Origin of the sequence: Rhodoplanes sp., from assembly GCF_013377085.1 — a bacterium.
Classification (GTDB): Bacteria; Pseudomonadota; Alphaproteobacteria; order Rhizobiales; family Xanthobacteraceae; genus Rhodoplanes.
The window spans coordinates 214522-231480 of record NZ_JACAAX010000001.1 but is presented as its reverse complement, the minus strand read 5'-3'; the positions used below and the strand labels follow the sequence as shown (position 1 = coordinate 231480).

16 protein-coding genes are annotated in these 16959 nt (G+C 69.3%); 8 read left to right on the top strand and 8 right to left on the bottom strand.

The features are described from left to right. Positions 1-17: 17 nt before the first annotated feature. Together HXX10_RS00960 and HXX10_RS00955 are read right to left on the bottom strand one after the other, a co-directional pair. Positions 18-1439, bottom strand: a complete 1422-nt coding sequence (locus tag HXX10_RS00960; protein WP_367141916.1) for a protein kinase — start codon at positions 1437-1439, stop codon at positions 18-20. 309 nt (positions 1440-1748) lie between these two features. After that, positions 1749-2489 (bottom strand): metallophosphoesterase, encoded by a 741-nt coding sequence (locus HXX10_RS00955; protein WP_296519466.1) that lies wholly within the window; start codon positions 2487-2489, stop codon positions 1749-1751. Positions 2490-2728: 239 nt separating this feature from the next. Between HXX10_RS00955 and HXX10_RS00950 the strand changes: the two genes are divergently transcribed. The 4 genes from HXX10_RS00950 to HXX10_RS00935 all read left to right on the top strand — a co-directional run bounded on the left by HXX10_RS00950 (position 2729) and on the right by HXX10_RS00935 (position 6582). Next, positions 2729-3205 (top strand): division/cell wall cluster transcriptional repressor MraZ, encoded by a 477-nt coding sequence (locus HXX10_RS00950; protein ID WP_296519465.1) that lies wholly within the window; start codon positions 2729-2731, stop codon positions 3203-3205. After that, on the top strand, positions 3202-4242 hold the full coding sequence (gene rsmH, locus HXX10_RS00945) for a 16S rRNA (cytosine(1402)-N(4))-methyltransferase RsmH (RefSeq protein WP_296519464.1): 1041 nt from the start codon (positions 3202-3204) through the stop codon (positions 4240-4242). Before HXX10_RS00950 ends, rsmH begins: the two co-directional genes overlap by 4 nt. 1 nt (position 4243) lies before the next feature. Continuing rightward, positions 4244-4648, top strand: coding sequence for a hypothetical protein (locus tag HXX10_RS00940; RefSeq protein ID WP_296519463.1), 405 nt, complete (start codon positions 4244-4246; stop codon positions 4646-4648). Positions 4649-4710: 62 nt separating this feature from the next. Continuing rightward, positions 4711-6582: a penicillin-binding protein 2 gene (locus HXX10_RS00935; RefSeq protein WP_296519684.1), complete on the top strand. Its 1872-nt coding sequence runs from the start codon at positions 4711-4713 to the stop codon at positions 6580-6582. 171 nt (positions 6583-6753) lie between these two features. On the opposite strand, the gene HXX10_RS00930 is transcribed toward HXX10_RS00935, so the two are convergent. The 4 genes from HXX10_RS00930 to HXX10_RS00915 form a co-directional block, all read right to left on the bottom strand. Further along, positions 6754-7227: a hypothetical protein gene (locus tag HXX10_RS00930; protein WP_296519462.1), complete on the bottom strand. Its 474-nt coding sequence runs from the start codon at positions 7225-7227 to the stop codon at positions 6754-6756. A gap of 319 nt (positions 7228-7546) precedes the next feature. Further along, a complete protein-coding gene (locus tag HXX10_RS00925) occupies positions 7547-7834 on the bottom strand; it encodes a hypothetical protein (RefSeq protein ID WP_296519461.1) in 288 nt (95 codons plus the stop codon). A gap of 68 nt (positions 7835-7902) precedes the next feature. Next, positions 7903-8790, bottom strand: coding sequence for a transglutaminase family protein (locus HXX10_RS00920; protein ID WP_296519460.1), 888 nt, complete (start codon positions 8788-8790; stop codon positions 7903-7905). Between the two features lie 200 nt (positions 8791-8990). Beyond that, a complete protein-coding gene (locus HXX10_RS00915; protein WP_296519459.1) occupies positions 8991-9383 on the bottom strand; it encodes a hypothetical protein in 393 nt (130 codons plus the stop codon). Positions 9384-9651: 268 nt separating this feature from the next. Here HXX10_RS00915 and HXX10_RS00910 point away from each other — a divergent pair, with 268 nt between their 5' ends. Genes HXX10_RS00910 through murD form a run of 4 tightly spaced genes read left to right on the top strand, consistent with a single transcriptional unit; the run spans position 9652 to position 15036 of the window. Further along, positions 9652-11109, top strand: coding sequence for a UDP-N-acetylmuramoyl-L-alanyl-D-glutamate--2,6-diaminopimelate ligase (locus HXX10_RS00910; protein ID WP_296519458.1), 1458 nt, complete (start codon positions 9652-9654; stop codon positions 11107-11109). Continuing rightward, positions 11106-12551, top strand: coding sequence for a UDP-N-acetylmuramoylalanyl-D-glutamyl-2,6-diaminopimelate--D-alanyl-D-alanine ligase (locus HXX10_RS00905; protein ID WP_296519457.1), 1446 nt, complete (start codon positions 11106-11108; stop codon positions 12549-12551). The genes HXX10_RS00910 and HXX10_RS00905 overlap by 4 nt, the downstream gene beginning before the upstream one ends. Before the next feature lie 4 nt (positions 12552-12555). Beyond that, positions 12556-13641: a phospho-N-acetylmuramoyl-pentapeptide-transferase gene (gene mraY / locus HXX10_RS00900; protein ID WP_296519456.1), complete on the top strand. Its 1086-nt coding sequence runs from the start codon at positions 12556-12558 to the stop codon at positions 13639-13641. 3 nt (positions 13642-13644) lie between these two features. Beyond that, positions 13645-15036 (top strand): UDP-N-acetylmuramoyl-L-alanine--D-glutamate ligase, encoded by a 1392-nt coding sequence (gene murD, locus HXX10_RS00895; protein ID WP_296519455.1) that lies wholly within the window; start codon positions 13645-13647, stop codon positions 15034-15036. Positions 15037-15159: 123 nt separating this feature from the next. On the opposite strand, the gene HXX10_RS00890 is transcribed toward murD, so the two are convergent. Further along, positions 15160-15594 carry a CBS domain-containing protein gene (locus HXX10_RS00890; protein ID WP_296519454.1) on the bottom strand — a complete coding sequence of 145 codons (435 nt, stop codon included), beginning with the start codon at positions 15592-15594 and terminating at the stop codon, positions 15160-15162. A gap of 304 nt (positions 15595-15898) precedes the next feature. After that, positions 15899-16834, bottom strand: a complete 936-nt coding sequence (locus HXX10_RS00885) for a dihydrodipicolinate synthase family protein (RefSeq protein ID WP_296519453.1) — start codon at positions 16832-16834, stop codon at positions 15899-15901. Positions 16835-16959 lie beyond the last annotated feature (125 nt).

Here is a 16959-nt window from a genome sequence, read left to right as displayed (position 1 = left end):
ATCGCGGCGGCGTCGACTCACGCGCCGGCGGGGGGCACGTCTCCGGTCGCAACAGAGCGCCGCACCACCGTCACGGTGCAGGGCGCCTGGGCGACCACCTGGGCCGAGACGCTGCCGAGATACCGCCGCAGCGGCGACGAGCCGCGCGCCCCCATGACGATGTGATCGACATTGTTGTTGCGGGCGTATTCGACGATGGCCGAGGCCGGATCGGGCGACTCGAAGACGTGATAGGTGACGCGATCGGGGTCGACCGGCAGCGGCCGCGCCCAGTGCTTCAATTCCACCAGTCTCTGCAGATGCGGATTCCGCCCATGTGCGTCCTCCATCGGATCGAGCGCGATGCGGGAAATTTTGAGCACATTGACGCAGGCGAGCCGCGCGTCCGGCACGGTGGCGAGCACACGCTTCAGCGCCGCCGCGATGGTGTCGCCGAGATCGTCGGCGGCGGACAGGTCGATCGCCGCCATCACGATGGGCGAGCGGTCGAGCACGCCGGCGATGCTGCGCTTGCGCAGCGGTGGCGCGTTGCGTTGCTTGAGCCAGCGCGACAGCACCGCGAGGGGCCCGTCGCGGTCGCGCCGCGCCGCCCGCTCGGTGAGGCCGACGCCGTCCGGATGCTGCAGGTCGAAGCGCAGTTGCGCGGCCGAGGAGTAGCGGGCGTCCGCGTCGATCTCCAGGCAGCGCAGGATGATCTCCTGCAGCCACGGCGGCACCAGCGGATTCCAGCGCGACGGCGGGTACGGGTCGCGCCACAGCCTTCGGCGCCATTCCGCCTCGCGCTCCGGCTCGCCATAGGGCCGTTCCCCGGTCGCCAGGAAATACAGCGTGACGCCGAGCGAGAAGATGTCGCTGCGCGGATCGCCGCGGTAGCGCCGCACCTGCTCGGGCGCCACGTAGCCGCCGGTGCCGACCGGCTCGTCGAACTCCTCGGCGATCAGGTCGGGAAGCTGGTCGTGGCGCGACAGGCCGAAATCGATCAGCACGGCGGTGCCGTCGTCGCGCAGGATGATGTTGCTCGGCTTGAGGTCGAGATGGGTGACGTGCTGGCGGTGGATGCTGTGCAGCGCCTCGGCGATGGCGGCGCCGATCCGCGCCACCTCGGCGGCCGGCAGCGGCGTGTCCTGGAGCAGCACCTTGAGCGGGCGCCCGGCGACGTATTCCATGACGATGTAGGGCCGCTCGAAATCGCCGGCGGCGACGAAGCGCGGCACATGCGGCCCGGACAGCCGCGCCAGGATCATCTGCTCCTGCTCGAAGCCGACGATGGTGAGCGGATCCTCGCCATGGCGCAGCAGCGGGATCTTCATGATCAGCGGCAGGCTCTCGCCCTCGCGCGACACCTGCCAGAAATCCGCCATGCCGCCCGGCTCGAGCTGGCGCTCGAGCTTGAAGCCGTCGATCACCTGCCCCGCCGCCAGGGACCGCACATTGATCACGATGCGTGGCCTTTTTTTCGAGCGGTCGCGCGCAACAGCGTCCTGTCGTCCCGACGAACGAGCGCTTCGAATCGATTCTCCAGTCGTCCCGGGGCGGCACGCAGTGCCGAGCCCGGGACCCATAACCCCTGTCTTTCGTGAGCCACCGATACAGGGCGTATGGATTCCAGGCTCGCGGACCGGTGGTCCGCGCCCCGGAATGACGGATCATCGAAGGTCCCCCGCCGGGGAGAGGTGAAGAGGAGTGCGCCGCTCCGCTGTGCCAAGGCGCGACGACGTGATCCGGACGATGGGAAAAGCACCGCCACCTCAGTATCCCTGGTAGAGCCGATAGGCGAGGCCGACCGGCAGACCCGCCTCGATGATCTTTCGCGCGGCGCCGTCGATGTCGTAGGGCACCCGCACATAGGTGAGGACGTCGGTGGCGTCGTCGAGCACGGCGTAGCAGGCGGCCGGATTGCGGTCGCGCGGCTGCCCGACGGCACCGATCACGGCGAGCCAGCGCCGCCGCGAGGTGAGCGGGATGTCGACCCGGTCGACCGGATCGAAGCTGGCGAACTTTCCCGTCACCGACATGTGGAACAGGCTCGGCACGTGGGTATGGCCGCAGAACGTGATGTGGGCGCGCGAGCCGACCAGGGCGCGCGAGGCCGAGTAGAGATCCGTGATGTAGCCCCAGCCGGCCGGCTCCACCGGATTGGCGTGGACATAAAGGATGCTGCCCTTCTCGACCACCAACGGCAGCCGGCCCAGAAAATCGCGGTGGCCGTCGCCGATCACCGTCTTGGTCCAGGCGATCGCGGCGGCCGCGTCGTCGTTCATGTCGGCACGCTCGCCGATCGCCGCCGCGTCATGGTTGCCCAGCACCGCCGCGGCGCCGCGCCCGACATAACCCATCACGGTGTCGAGCACCCAGGCCGGATCGGCCCCGTAACCCACGTAATCGCCGAGGAAAACATAGGCGTCGACGCCGGAGCGCTCGGCGTGATCGAGGCAGGCCTCGAGCGCCTCGCGATTGGCGTGAATGTCACTGATCAGGGCTGTCCGCATGGTCGAGTGCCGCCCCCCGCTGCCGGCAACGTTTCCTTAAGTTTAACCGCTGCTAATCGACGTGTCGCGTACCCATGCGCCGCCCGTGGACGAGCCCGGAATCCATTGACGCCCATACTATCCCATGGTATCCCAGCATTACCCAGCGTTAATGTTTTCGTCCGCCCCGGCCGGCACGTCCGGCGCCCGGCGGACCGCGTACGAGGCCAGCGTCAGGCCGGCGTGGAGCCCGCAGTCGAATGGACCGCTTCGTGGGACAGTTCACGGCGCGGCTCGATTCCAAGGGACGGGTGTCGATACCGGCCCCCTTCCGCGCGGTGCTCGCCCGGGATGGCTTCGAGGGGCTGTACTGCTATCCGAGTCTGGACCGGCCGGCGGTCGATGCGGGGGGACATGCCCTGCTCGGCGAGATCGAGCAATTGATCGCGCGGTTTCCGCCCTATTCGGACGAGCGGGAGGAATTCCTGGTCGCGCTCTACGGCACGAGCGAGACCTTGCGGCTGGACGGCGAGGGTCGGGTGGTGCTGACCGAGATGATCAAGGCGCATGCCGGGATCGGCGACACGGTCGGCTTCGTCGGGCTCGGGCAAAAATTTCAGATCTGGGAACCAAACGGCTTCCGCGCGCATCTAGCAAAGGCCACTGCGACCGTGCGCGAGATGACGAAGCGATTGGGTTCCGAGCGCGGGGCGCCTGGCGCCGGAGCACGGGAATGACGGCGGGCCGCGATGCCCTGGGCCGCGAGGCCGCGGAGGGTGTCGCTGGCGGACCGGCCCGCCACATTCCCGTGCTCGCCCGCCCCGCCCTCGATTTCCTGGCGGTTCGCGACGGCGGTCTCTACATCGACGGCACGTTTGGCGCGGGTGGATACACCCGTGCCATCCTGGATGCCGCGCCGGAGGCGCGCGTGATCGCGCTCGACCGCGACCGCACCGCCGTCACGGCCGGCTGGGGACTGGTCGAGGCGGCCGGCGGCCGGCTGACGCTCGTCGAATCCCGTTTCTCGGACCTGGCCGAGGTCGCCGCCCCCGGCACGGTCGCCGGCGTCGTGCTCGACATCGGCGTCTCCTCCATGCAGATCGACGATCCCGGGCGCGGCTTCTCGTTCCGACTCGACGGGCCGCTCGACATGCGCATGGGCCAGGACGGGCCGTCGGCCGCCGATCTGGTCGCGAACGCCTGCGAGCGCGACCTCGCCAATGTGATCTTCCAGCTCGGCGAGGAGCGCCACTCGCGCGCCGTCGCCCGCGCCATCGTCAAGGCGCGCAGTGCGGCGCCGATCACCAGCACCCGCGCGCTCGCCGACATCGTCGCCCGCGTGGTGCGCAGCCGGCCCGGCGACATCCATCCGGCGACCCGCACGTTCCAGGCGTTGCGCATGATGATCAACGACGAGCTCGGCGAGCTCGCCGCCGCACTGCTCGCCGCCGAGCGCGTGCTGGCGCCGGGCGGACGCCTCGTCGTCGTGTCGTTCCACTCGCTCGAGGACCGGGTGGTGAAGACGTTTCTGGCCGCCCGTGGTGGCGGCGGCGGCGTGTCGCGCCACCTGCCCGAGACGGTGCGGCCGCCGGCGAGCTTTTCGGTGCTGACCAAGCGTCCGGTGACGGCCGACGACGCCGAGCTCGAGCAGAATCCGCGCGCTCGTTCGGCCAAGCTGCGCGCCGGCGAGCGTACCGACGCGCCGCCCCTGCCCGATGAACCGGCCGGCCTGCCGTCGCTGCCGACGCTCGACGCGATGCTGCGGGGAGGCTGAGATGCGGCTCCTGAACCTCATCGTCGCGGTGCTGCTCGTCGTCGCAGCCGCCTATGTCTACAAGATCAAGTTCGAGGCGACCATCGAGGCGGAGCGCGTCGCCAAGCTGCGCACCGAGATCGCCCGCGAGCGCAACAGCGCGGCGGCGCTGCGCGCCGAGGCCGCCAAGCTGGAGAATCCCGGCCGCATCCAGGCGCTGGCGCAGCGCCACCTCAAGCTGCAGCTCCTCGACCCGGCCCAGATCGACACGTTCGACGCGCTGCCGGCGCGGCCGGCGGAGCCGGCGCCCGCCGAGAGCGATCCGATCGCCGCCATGCTCGAGGCGGCAGTGCCGGGATCCGGCCAGCCGGGCACCGGCCATCCGGGCGAGCCGACCGGCAGCGTGACGCCGAGGAGGCAGCCGTGACGGATCACACCACCGCCGCCGCGCCCGCCGATCCTCCCGCGCCTTCCGCCGGCGTCCCCGCCGTGGTCGCGGCGGCGCCGCGTGCGCCGTGGCACCGGCGGCTGATCCAGGCGCTGCTCTACGACCGCTCGATCGACCGCAGCCGCAAGACGCGGGCCCGCATCGGCCTCGCCGTGCTGGCCTTCGGCGCCGTCTACGGCATCATCGCGGGCCGGCTGGTCGTCTACGCGGTCGCCCCCGACAGTCATGCGGGCCGGCGCGGCGGCGGCAGCGACGCGGTCGCCACGGCCCGCCCCGACATCCTGGACCGCACCGGAGAAATCCTGGCGACCGACGTCAAGGTTCCGTCGCTGTTCGCCGAGCCGAAGCGATTGATCGACGCCGACGAGGCGGTCGAGCTCTTGACCGCCGTGATGCCCGACCTCGACACCGGCGAGCTGCGCGAGCGGCTCGGATCGCGCAAGGGCTTCGCCTGGCTCAAGCGCGAGATCACGCCCAAGCAGCAGCAGGAGGTCCACCGCCTCGGCATCCCGGGCGTCGGCTTCCTGCCCGAGAACAAGCGCGTCTATCCGAACGGCCGCGAGGTCTCGCACCTCATCGGCCACGTCAACATCGACAACCAGGGCATCGCCGGGCTGGAGAAGTATCTCGACAGCCGCGGGCTGGCCGACCTCCATCGCGCCGGCTTCGCCTCCGACCGTCAGCAGGAGCCGCTGAGCCTCTCGGTCGATCTCCGGGTGCAGCACGCCATGCACGACGAGCTCGGCGCGGCGCGCGAAAAGTACAAGGCCAAGGCCGCCGCCGGCGTGGTGCTCGACGTGCGCACCGGCGAGATCGTCGCCATGGTGTCGCATCCCGACTACGACCCGATCAATCCCAAGGAAGCGCTCGACCCCAACCGCATGAACCGCCTCACCACCGGCGTGTTCGAGATGGGCTCGGTGTTCAAGGCGCTGACCGTCGGGATGGCACTGGACTCGGGCAAAGCGACCTTGAACTCGTCCTTCGACGCGCGCGGCGCGCTGCACTGGGGCAAGTTCAAGATCAGCGATTACCACGCCCAGAACCGCGTGCTGTCGGTGCCGGAGATCTTCACCTACTCGTCGAATGTCGGCGCCGCCAAGATGGCGCTGGCGGTCGGCGTCGAAGGGCACAAGCAGTACTTGCGAAAAATCGGCCAGCTCGACCGGCTGCGCACCGAGCTGCCGGAGAGCGCCGAGCCGATCGTGCCGAAACGCTGGGGCGAGCTGAACACCATCACGATCGCGTTCGGCCACGGCCTGTCGGTGGCGCCCCTGCAGGCCCTGATGGGGGTCGGCGCGCTGATGAACGGCGGCTGGCTGATTCCGCCGACCTTCCTCAAGCGCACCGAGCAGGAGGCGCGCGCCGTCTCCAAGAGGGTGGTCAAGCCCGAGACCTCGGTGGCGATGCGCTATCTGATGCGCCTCAACGCCGAGAAGGGTTCGGGCCGCACCGCCGACGTGAAGGGCTATTACGTCGGCGGCAAGACCGGCACGGCCGAGAAGGTGGTCGGCGGCCGCTACAGCAAGACCAAGCTTCTGTGCGACTTCATCGCCGTGCTGCCGTCCGACCAGCCGCGCTATGTCGTGCTGATCATGCTGGACGAGCCGCAGGCGACGCCCGAGACGCACGGCTACGCCACCGCCGGCTGGAACGCCGCGCCGGTCGCCGCCAAGGTGATCACCCGTATCGCGCCGCTCCTCGGCCTCGAGCCGCGCTTCGACCTGCCGGCCGCCGACCAGCTCATCCTCGGCCGCGGCGGCCGCACCGCCGGCGCCGACGTGACCTCCTCGGTCACCCGCCGCGAGGCCCGGCCGAGCACCGGGGCGGCCACGGCCGCGTCGGGATCGCGCGCCGCCGCAACCCGCGCCGCCGCCCCCGCCGAGTTGGAGGCCACCGGCGTCGACCGGTGAGGACCGTTCCTAAGCACCGATGGCCGTCATTCCGGGGCGCGGACCGAAAGGTCCGCGAGCCCGGAATCTATAACCCCGGGGCCGGTGACTCACGACAGACAGGGCGTATGAGTCCCGGGCTCGCGCCTGCGGCGCGCCCCGAAGTGATCAGCAACCGACGACGCGGCTGCCTCAGCGCCTCTTCCGGTTCTGGCGCTCCCAGTAGTCGTTACATTTCTTGAGAAAGGCCATCGCCTTCGCGCCGTTCCCGATCTCGATCGTGAGCGTCTCGGCCCGCTTGTCCGCCGTCGTGATGGAAATCGCCATCCTCCTGGCTTTCGAAAACACGGGGGCTACGGTTCCGAAGGGTCCCAGCCGATGCTCGTACACTCCGGAGGCGTTCTTCGGCGGAGTCGTGTCGATCGGCGGCTGACCATCGAACGAGATCGTGTAGGCTTCGGAATCGGAGTCCGTCCCCCGCTGGACGTCGATCTCGATGATTCCCTCGTCGTTCGCGAGAACCACCCGGCCGCCTTGGATGTCCTTGGTTACAAGGCAGCGGCGGAGGTCCTCGTTCCACTCGCCGGCCGGCGCTCCGAGACAGGCGCGTGTGGCAGCAATCGAGATGACCACGGCGATCGAAAGCGTGACGAGGTGCTTTTGCATCCGAGGTGCTCCAAGACATCCGCAGGATGCCATGAGTGAGCGTAGCCCGGGTTTCGCCGAAGGCGAAAGCCGGGATCCTCCGCCGAGACCGAGCAAGAAATCCCCGGACTTCGCTGCGAGGCTGGGCAAGAATTCGAGCCCACGGAAGACAAGCAGAATTCTTTGCCCGAGAAGGGCCCGGGTGGCCTGATCTATTCTGCGAGCTGGTCCATACAGGCCGCGACAGAGAACGATCGTCTATCTGTTCAGGACGTGAGCCAATTCTTGCCCAGCCTCTGCGCTCAGTCCGGGCTACGAACTGCGGCTGCGCCCCTCCTCCTCACAACCCCAGCGGCCAGACCAGCGGGCATTCGGTGCTCGGATAGTCGCAGACGCCGCTGCGGTCGCTGTTGCAGGGCGGATCGAGCTTTTCCGCCAGGTCCTGCGCGATCGCCTGCCGGCGCTCCTCGTTGCCCTCCAGGCAGATGAAGATGCTGTTGGCGCCGATGCGCTCGAAGCAGCAAGCGTAGCCCGGGTAGAGCGCAGCCCGTAGGATGGGTTGAGCCGAAGGCGAAACCCATCGCCTGGTCGTACGGCGGAGGCGTGATGGGTTTCGCCTTCGGCTCAACCCATCCTACGCCCTGCGGCCCGGTGAGGGCCGCGACGACGCCTCTGCGAACGCGCGAAAAATCCGGATCAGTCGGCCGGCGCAGCGGTGATCGACACGTCGACATGCAGGCCGATCGGATCGTCGGAACGGCCGTCGAAGCCTCCCGAGATCGGACTCGCCTGCGCGGCCTCGCGGGTCACGCCGACCCGGATCAGGTTCGAGCCGGCGAGCAGGCCGTTGGTCGGATCGTACTCGATCCAGCCGGCGCCCGGCAGGTACACGGAGCACCATGCGTGCGTGCTGCCGCCGCCGCGGGTGGCGCCGGACGTGTCATCGTAGAGATAACCGGTGACGAAGCGCGTCGCGACGCCGAAGCTGCGCAACGCCTCCATCATGAGGACGGCGAAGTCGCGACACGTTCCGCTGCCGAGCCGGATGGTGTCGGCGGCGGTCTGCGTCCCCTCTTCGTACCGCGCCCGATAGCCGAGTTGTTCCTTGATTGCGCGTGTCATCGCTGCGAGGACGTCCAGGGTCTCGGAGGATCCCGCGTCGCCGAGAATGCGCCGGGCGAAGGCGGCCACCACGCCGTCCGGATCCGGCTCCTGTTGCACCGTCAGCGGTCCGAGATCGGCGAGGTCGCCTGCGGTGTAGGAGAAGGGAAACGCCGTCGCGTCGAAATCGAGGATGTATCGGGGCAGCGGCGGCCCGTCGGGATGATGCGTCAGGTCCAGCGTGGAGACGATTTTCAGGTGGTCCGTCCGCGTGGCGTCGCTCCAGTCGAGGAAGCAGATCGAATTGTTGAAGATGTCGTGCTTCCAGGTCACCAGGGCCGGAGCCGGATCGACGATCAGCTTGGCCCGGTGCAGGCGCAGGTCGTGGCTCTCGTCGGGCCGGACCATCAATCGATGGCGCCCGAGTCCGACTGGGTTGCGGTAGGTGTATTCGGTCGTGTGGACGACTTCGATTCTGGCCATGGACCATCCTCCGCACCGGAACGGAACGCGACGACATCCGGGATGCGGGCGCGGACCGGCGCCAGCGTGGGTGACGCCGTCGTCGCGTCCGGTCGAATGATGAGGCCTCGACCGAGGCGCCGCCAGTCCTTCGCGACGGCCCGCTGCGCGGGCCTCTCAGGATGTCGGCGGAGCGAGGCTGTTCACGGTTGCGGCGCCCCTCACAGCCCCAGCGGCCAGACCAGCGGGCATTCGGTGCTCGGATAGTCGCAGACGCCGCTGCGGTCGCTGTTGCAGGGCGGATCGAGCTTTTCCGCCAGGTCCTGCGCGATCGCCTGCCGGCGCTCCTCGTTGCCCTCCAGGCAGATGAAGATGCTGTTGGCGCCGATGCGCTCGAAGCAGGCCGTGCGGCAATGGGTCAGCGGACTGTCGGCGAGGTCGCGGGTCTCGCCGACATAGACGTGCCGGTAGGAGATGCCGCTCGGCACCTCATACCGAATGGCGATCACATAGACGGCGCCGGCCGACTTGAACTCGGTGTCCCGCCCATAGGCGAGGAACTCGTAGTCCCGTCCGGACCGCCCGGTGAACACTGCGTTTGCGAGCGAAGCCATCGTCATCCCCAAAGAAACGTCCACCCGTGAGCATGCTACCAGAACTTGCGAATGATTGCTAATTGGGCAAAAGTCTACGCCGCTTAATATTTGGGCTCAAGCACTTGGAGCCGAACATTCATGTTGCGTTGCAGCATTTCCGCCGCCGGCTTGCTTCCCACCCCTTGCGAACATGCTAAACCGGAGCCGCCGGGGCAGTGCTTCGGCGGCCGGACCGTTGGCCCGGCGGCCGAACCTTCGGTCCGACAAAACGCACGGCGGGGCGGACATGCGGTTGCGCGATCTTCTCGATCCGGGCGCCCGATACAAGGCGCGGCACGGAGACCAGTCGATCACCGACGTGACGGCGGACAGCCGCACCGTCGCGCCGGGCTCCCTGTTCGCCGCCGTGCCGGGCAGCAAGGCCGACGGGCTCGACTATGTGCCGGCCGCGCTGGCCAAGGGCGCCGCCGCCGTGCTGGCGGAGCGCGCCCCCCTGGCCCCATTGCCGGACGAGGTCGCGCTGGTGCTGGTCGACGACGTCCGCCATGCGCTGGCGCTCGCCGCCGCCCGCCTGCACCCGCGCCAGCCCGCCACCATCGCCGCCGTCACGGGCACCAGCGGGAAAACTTCGGTCGCCTCCTACACGCGCCAGCTCTGGGCCGGGCTCGGCCATCGCGCGGCGAGCATCGGCACCATCGGGCTGGTGACGCCCGACGAGGAGCAGTACGGCTCGCTCACCACGCCGGACCCGGTGGCGCTGCATGTCACGCTCGACCGCATCGCCGGCGAGGGCGTGACGCATCTGGCGCTGGAGGCCTCCTCGCACGGCATCGAGCAGCACCGGCTCGATGGTGTGCGGGTGGCGGTCGCCGGCTTCACCAACATCACCCGCGACCATCTCGACTATCACGTCACCTTCGAGGCGTATCTGGCCGCCAAGCTGGGACTTTTCGAGCGACTGCTGGCCGCCGACGGCACCGCCGTGATCGACATCGACCACGTCCATGCGGACGCCGTGCAGGCGGCCGCCAAGGCGCGCGGCGTAAGAATTCTCACGGTCGGGTGCAGCGAGGCCGCCGACATCCGGGCCGCCGCGATCGAGATCGACGGCTTCTCCCAGACCGTCACGATCGTCCATGCCGGGCACACCTACCGGGTACGGCTGCCGCTGGTCGGCGCCTTCCAGGTCGACAACGCGCTGGTCGCCGCCGGCCAGGTGATCGCGACGGGCGGCGAGCCGGAGGCCGTGTTCGAGCAGCTCGAAGGCCTCGTCGGCGCCAAGGGACGGCTGGAGCTGGTCGGCCACCGCCGCGGCGCGCCGATCTTCGTCGACTACGCCCACAAGCCGGACGCCCTCGCGAAAGCCCTGGACGCCCTGCGCCCCTATGCGCGGGGAAAGCTCGTCGTGGTGTTCGGCGCCGGCGGCGACCGCGACACCGGCAAGCGGCCCCTGATGGGCGCCATCGCGGCCGAAAAGGCCGACCGCGTCATCGTCACCGACGACAATCCGAGGAGCGAGGAGCCGGCCGCCATCCGGGCACAAATCCTCGCCGCCGCGCCCGGCGCCATCGAGATCGGCGACCGCCGCCACGCGATCCAGCGGGCCGTCGAAGAGCTCGCCGAGGGCGACGTGCTGCTGGTCGCCGGCAAGGGCCACGAGACCGGCCAGACCATCAAGGGAACGACGCTGCCGTTCAGCGACCACGAGGCGGTGACGTCCGCCCTGCGGGAGAAGAGTGCATGACCCACCCGCCGCTGTGGACCGTCGCCGACATGGCCGCCGCGATGTCGGCGACGCGTGCCGGTCCGTTGCCGGACGCGATCGTCGGCCTGTCGATCGACAGCCGAACCGTGTCGTCGGGCGAAGCCTTCTTCGCCATCGCGGGCGACCGGCTCGACGGCCACGACTTCGTCGCCAAGGCATTTGCCAATGGCGCCGCACTCGCAGTGGTGTCGGCGGCGCGGCGGAGCGAGTTTCCCGCCGACGCGCCTTTGCTCGTCGTGCCGGATGTGCTCGATGGACTGCGCGACCTCGCCCGCGCCGCACGGGCGCGGTCGCCCGCAAAAATCGTCGCCGTCACGGGCTCGGTCGGAAAAACGTCGACCAAGGAGGCGCTGCGCATCGCGCTTTCGGCCGACGGCGAGACCCATGCCTCGACGGCCTCGTTCAACAATCACTGGGGCGTGCCGCTGTCGCTCGCCCGCCTGCCCGAGACGGCGCGTTATGGCGTGTTCGAGATCGGCATGAACCACGCCGGCGAGATCACGCCGCTGGTCAGGATGGTGCGGCCGCACGTCGCCATCGTCACGACGGTCGAGCCCGTGCATCTGGAGTTCTTCGCCTCGGTCGCCGCCATCGCCGACGCCAAGGCGGAGATCTTTTCCGGGATCGAGCCCGGCGGCGCCGCCGTGATCAACCGCGACAACCCGCACTGGCAGCGCCTGAAGCGGCACGCCTCGCAGGCCGGCGTCGCGCGCATCGTGTCGTTCGGCGAGCATTCGAAAGCCGACTCGCGGCTGCTCAAATACGCCCTCCAGGACGACGGCTCGACCGTCGAGGCCTCGATCCTCGGCACGCTCGCCGACTACCGCATCGGCGCGCCGGGCCGCCACTTCGTCTTCAACTCGCTCGCCGTCCTGGCGGCCGTGAGCCTGGTCGGCGCCGACCTCGCCCTCGCCGCCCTCGCGCTCGCCGACCAGCGGCCGGCGACCGGGCGCGGCACCCGCATCGATCTGTTCGTCGGCAGCGGCCAGGCCCTGCTGATCGACGAGAGCTACAACGCCAACCCCTCCTCGATGCGCGCCGCGCTCGCCGTGCTGGGCCGCGCCACGGTCGGGGCGCGCGGCCGGCGGATCGCCGTGCTGGGCGACATGCTGGAGCTCGGCACCGCGGCGACCGAGCTGCACCGCGGCCTCGCCGCCGCCGTGGCCGAGAACACCATCGATCTCGTCTTCTGCGCCGGCCCGCTGATGGCCGCGCTGTGGGAGGCGCTGCCGGCCGAGCGGCGCGGCGGCCATGCGGCGAGCGCCGCGGAGCTCGAGGCCCAGGTGCTCGCCGCCGTGCATCCCGGCGACGCCGTGATGGTGAAGGGCTCGCTCGGCTCGCGCATGGGGCCGATCGTCAAGTCGCTGGCGCGCCGTTATCCCGCTGCGGCGGCGCACGACGACATTCCAGCGCGAGGCTGACCGAATGCTCTACTGGCTCGCCGACCTCTCGGACGTGATCAACGTCCTCAACGTGTTCCGCTACATCACGTTCCGCGCCGCCGGCGCGATCGTGACGGCGGCCCTGTTCGTGTTCCTGTTCGGTCCGACCATCATCCGCATGCTGCGGCTGAAGCAGGGCAAGGGCCAGCCGATCCGCACCGACGGGCCGAAGTCGCATCTGCTCACCAAGGTCGGCACGCCGACCATGGGCGGGCTGATGATCCTGTCCGGCCTCGTCGTGTCGACCGTGCTGTGGGCGAACCCGGCCAACCCCTATGTGTGGGTGGTGCTCGGCGTCACGCTCGGCTTCGGGCTGATCGGCTTCTACGACGACTACCTGAAGGTCACCAAGCAGACCCACGCGGGCTTCTCGGGCCGCACGCGCTTGGCGCTGGAGACGCTGATCGCCGTGATGGCCTGCTTCGCCCTCGCCATGCTGGGCCGCGCGCCGCTGACGACCTCGCTCGCCCTGCCGTTCGTCAAGGACATGGTGATCGACCTAGGCTGGTTCTTCCTGATCTTCGGCGGCTTCATCATCGTCGGCGCCGGCAACGCCGTGAACCTGACGGACGGGCTCGACGGGCTCGCCATCGTGCCGGTGATGATCGCGGTCGGCAGCTTCGCCGGCATCTCCTGGGTGGTCGGCAACGCCGTGTTCGCCGATTATCTGCAGCTCAACTTCGTCCCCGGCGCCGGCGAGCTCGCGGTGCTGTGCGGCGCCATATTGGGGGCCGGGCTGGGCTTCCTGTGGTTCAACTGCCCGCCCGCCTCGGTGTTCATGGGCGACACCGGCTCGCTGGCGCTCGGCGGCCTGCTCGGCACCGTCGCGGTGATCACCAAGCACGAGGTGGTGCTCGGCATCATCGGCGGCCTGTTCGTGCTGGAGGCCGTCTCGGTGATCGTCCAGGTGGTGTCGTTCAAGCTGACCGGCCGGCGCGTGTTCAAGATGGCGCCCCTGCACCATCACTTCGAGCAGCTCGGCTGGACCGAGCCGCAAATCGTGATCCGCTTCTGGATCATTTCGGTCGTGCTGGCGCTCGCCGGCCTCTCCACGCTCAAGCTGAGGTGAGCCATGATTCCCGTCACCACGCTGGAAGGCCGCAAGGTGGCGATCTTCGGGCTCGGGACCTCCGGGCTCGCCACCGCCAGCGCGCTGTTCGCCGGAGGCGCCGACGTGGTCGGCTGGGACGACTCGGAGGAGCGCATCGCCTACGCGGCGAGCGCCGGGATCCCGACCGCCGATCTGCGCGATATCGACTGGTCGCGCGTCTCCGCCCTGGTGCTCGCGCCGGGCGTACCGCTCACCCATCCGGCGCCGCACTGGACGGTCGGCCTGGCGCGTGCGGCCGGCGTCGAGGTGATCGGCGACATCGAGCTGTTTTGCCGCGAGCGCGCCGCGCATGCGCCGAACGCGCCGTTCGTCGCCGTCACGGGCACCAACGGCAAGTCGACCACCACGGCGCTGACGGCGCATCTGCTCGCCGCCGCCGGCCACGAGGTGCAGATCGGCGGCAATATCGGCACCGCCATCCTGTCGCTGAAGCCGCCGCGGCCCGGGCTCGTGCACGTCATCGAAGTCTCCTCGTTCCAGATCGACCTCGCGCCGAACCTCGATCCTTCGGTCGGCATCCTGCTCAACGTCACCGAGGACCATCTCGATCGCCACGGCACCATGGCGACCTATGCGGGCCTCAAGGAGCGCCTGGTCGCCGGCGTGCAACCGGACGGCACCGCCATCGTCGGCGTCGACGACAACTGGTGCCAGGCCGCCGCCGACCACATCGCCCACACGGGCCGTCGGGTGGTCCGCGTCTCGGTGCGCCGTCCGCTCTCCGACGGCATTTTCGTCGAGGGCGGCCGCATTCTGCAGGCCGAGGCCGCGGCGCTGAGCGAGATCGCGCTGTTGGGCGGCATCGCCACGCTGCGCGGCACCCACAATGCCCAGAACGCCGCCTGCGCCAGCGCCGCCGCGCTCGCCCTCGGCGTCGCGCCCAAGGCCATCCAGGCGGGACTGCGCACCTATCCGGGCCTGCCGCACCGCATCGAGGAGGTCGGCCGCTACGGCTCGATCCTGTTCGTCAACGACTCCAAGGCGACCAATGCGGACGCGGCGGCGCGCGCGCTCGCCTGCTTCTCCGACATCTTCTGGATCGCCGGCGGCAAGCCGAAGAGCGGCGGCATCACGCCGCTGGAGGGCTATTTTCCGCGCGTGCGAAAAGCCTATCTGATCGGCGAGGCCGCGAACGAGTTCGCCGAGACCCTCGACGGCAAGGCCCCCTGGACGATCGCCGGCACGCTGGAGCGCGCCGTCGCCCAGGCCGCCGAGGACGCCGCCGCCGCCGGCCTGCAGCAGGCCGTGGTGCTGCTCTCGCCGGCCTGCGCGTCCTACGACCAGTTCAAGAACTTCGAGGTCCGCGGCGACGTCTTCCGCAAGCTGGTGAAGGCGCTGCCCGGGGTGAAGTGATCCGCGCTGGCGGCTCACTTCGTAGGGCGCAATGAGCGCAGCGAATTGCGCCGATATAACTACTTTTAGCGGCGCAATTCGCTCCGCTCATTGCGCCCTACACGCTCGATGCGGGGTGCCGCCCTACCGCACCGCGATGGCGATGTCGCGCAGGACGTTGGCCTCGAGCTCGATCTCGGAGATCCGGGATTTCAGCACGTCGCCGATGCTGATGACGCCCACGATCGTATCGCCCTCCTTGACCGGAAGATGGCGGATGCGGCGCAGCGTCATCACCTTGGCGACCTCCGAGACACTGTCGCTCGGCACGCAGGTGATCACACTCCTGGTCATCAGATCCGAGACATGCAGCACCGGCAGGGTGCCGCCGTGCTCCGCCAGCCCATAGGCGACGTCGCGTTCCGAGATGATGCCGTCGAGCGCATGCCCGTCGTGGCTGACGATCATGACGCCGACCCTGGCCGAGCGCAGGCGTTCCGCCAGCGCCTGGACGGTCAGCGTCGGTTCCACCATCATGACGGTGGCGTTCTTGCCCTTCAAAAGGTCCGCAACACGCATGGAAGGCTCTCCTCGAACGATCCGCCGCACCGTCTTGCAACGGCAGCAGACCCGTTCCTGTCAGGGACGAACCACTCTCATGATAATCGACGATCGACGCCCTGGCCACAGGCCCCGGGGCCGGCACGGTCGCACCGCGCTGCAAAATATGGCTTCCCGAGCGCAGCGCACCACAACGTGAAAAGTCGTGATGCGCTGCAAACACCGGATCGACGAAGCACCGCTTTGTGAGAATTATACCAGTCTTCAGACGCTTCGACTCGTCATGCGCGGGCGAAGGACCCGCGCATGACGACGGTGCTCGTCACGCCGCCAGCCTGGCGCGCTGGTCGACGCGGGCGATGCGCGCGAGCAGATACTCGACCTCGGCCTTGCCCGGCGCGTTCAGCGCGATCGACGGCTTGCGCTGGGCGTCGCAGGAGATCAGGCCGCGGCGCATGTAGACGTACTTGCGCACCGCGAGGCCGAGCGAGCCCTGCTGCTGTTCGTAGCGCAGATAGGGCAGATGCGCGTCGAACAGGTCGTGCGCCTGGTCGCGCTTGCCGGCGGCCGAGAGCTTGACCACGTCGACCAGCATCTCCGGGAAGGCGTAGCCCGTATTGGCGCCGTCGGCGCCGCGCTCCATCTCGAAGTCGAGGAAGATCCCGCCATTGCCGGTGAGGATCGCGATGTGGCGCATCGCGCCGTCGCGCTCGAAGCCGCGCAGCGCCGTGATCTTGTCGAGGCCCGGCCAGTCCTCGTGCTTGAGGACGACGCAGGACGCGTTTTCGGTGACGATGCGCTTGATGACGGCGGGCGTCATCACCACCGAGAAGGTGAGCGGATAGTCCTGCAGCACGAACGGCACGTCGGGGCCGATCGCCTCGGCGGCCTGGCGGTAGTAGCCGACGATCTGGTCGTCGGTGCGCAGCGTGTTGGGCGGGCCGATCATCACGCCGCTGGCGCCGAGCTCCATGGCCTCGCGGGCGAGCGCCCGCATGGCGGCGAAGCCGGGCGCCGAGACGCCGACCACGATGGGCAGTTTGGTGCGCTTGGCGACCTGCGCCACGATGGCGCGCGCCTCCTGGAACTCGAGCTTCGGCGCCTCGCCGAGCTGGCCCAGGATGGTGATGCCGTCGACCCCGCAGCCGACGAAGTAGTCGGTGAGCTTGTCCATCGAGGCCGCGTCGACGCGACCGTCCGCATGGAACGGGGTCGGGGAGATCGGGATGACGCCCTTGATGGCTGCCGTCAGACTCACGATGTCGCCTCCTCGCTGTGCAACCGCCGCGTGCTTTCAGGGATGAACGTCCGGCCCGCGACGATCGTCTCGGACGGCGCGGAGTTTTGCGCGTTGCCGGCCGCCGGTCCAGCCGAACGAGGCGG